This window comes from Polynucleobacter sp. AP-Kaivos-20-H2 (assembly GCF_018882215.1).
Lineage (GTDB): Bacteria > Pseudomonadota > Gammaproteobacteria > Burkholderiales > Burkholderiaceae > Polynucleobacter.
In genome coordinates this window covers 1-1,325 of record NZ_JACVOX010000010.1, presented here as the reverse complement: position 1 = coordinate 1,325, position 1,325 = coordinate 1, and the positions used below count along the sequence as shown (strand labels likewise).

Sequence of the window (1,325 nt, the reverse complement as noted above, 5' to 3'; positions counted from 1 at the left end):
CCAGTACAAACAACAACACACTGAGTCAAGTATTGGCTAACAATACTGGCCTAACGAGTCTGGCTAAATCTGGGGCAGGTACTTGGATACTATCCGGTACCAATACCTACAGCGGTGGCACCACTATTTCTAGCGGAACCCTAAAACTTGGGGTTGGCACTACTTGTGGCTCTGGTACATCATGCACATCCGGTAGTAATACAACGCTCTATAGCTCGGCAGTTGGTACTGGCACAGTAATTGTCAATGCAGGTGGCACTCTTGATCTCAATGGTTACAAACTGGGAGATGCCAATGCAAGCACTAACCCTGCATTAACTTTGGCTGGCTCCTCAACAGCGGTAGCACAATTAATTAATAGTGCTTCAGGTGTTAATGGCTCAGCAGCTATTTATAGCACCATTACTCTTGCTCAAAATGGTGCTGACTACTATGATGTGATTGCGCAAGTTACTAATACAAATACCAATGTATTCACTGTTGCTGGCACCATCATTGATGGCGCTGGATCGACCGCAAGTAAGCTTCAAGTTGGTAACACCGGCTATGCAGGAACGGTAATCTTTGGTGGTACCAATACTTATACTGGCGGTACAAAAATTGCAGCAGGAACTCTCAAAATTGCCTCGGGTGGCACGAGCGGTAGCAACCTATCAACCGGAACCCTGACTATTAGTGGCGGCACATTAATTGATACTGCAACCAGTACGATTAGTAATACCGTTATTTTGGCTACAGGAAGCAATGAGATTGCTGCGGCTAATAGTCAAAGCGCAACTTTTACTGGAGCCATCAGTGGTGCTGGAACGGGTTCTTTAAACATTGGCGATTCCTCTAACACCGGTGCTGTTATTTTTGGTGGAGTAAATACTTTTACTGGCGGTACAACGGTTGGTGGCGGATCTCTGAGTACTGGGGACATCTTTATCGGTGCAAACAATGGTTCATGGTCTACCGCAAGCAATTGGAGTATGAATTTAGCCCCAATTAGCGGTACTGCATATGGCGTAATAATTAATTCAGGCAGCACTGTTAATTACGATACTGCTGCTACAGCCTCAATATCCAACATCATTACCAATAACGGCACGATTTCTTTCTCGGGATCTAGTAACGTTACTTTGTCGGGTGCTATCTCAGGTAATGGAGCGATTAACACGGCCAGTAGCTACACTGGTACGGTAACCCTCTCTGGTACCAATAGTTACACCGGCGGCACTACCATCTCCGCAGGCACTTTAGTAGCCTCTACTTCAGCTTCTGCCTTAGGTTCTAGTACGGTAACTTTAGGCGCTTCTAGTGGTAATACAAGTGCAACTCTACAA

General features: G+C 45.7%; 1 protein-coding gene. It reads left to right on the top strand.

The genetic code is table 11. The annotated features are described in order from the left end of the window. Window positions 1-1,325 (top strand): autotransporter-associated beta strand repeat-containing protein (locus tag ICE89_RS11645; RefSeq protein ID WP_216266027.1); only part of this gene is annotated, 1,325 nt, incomplete at both ends.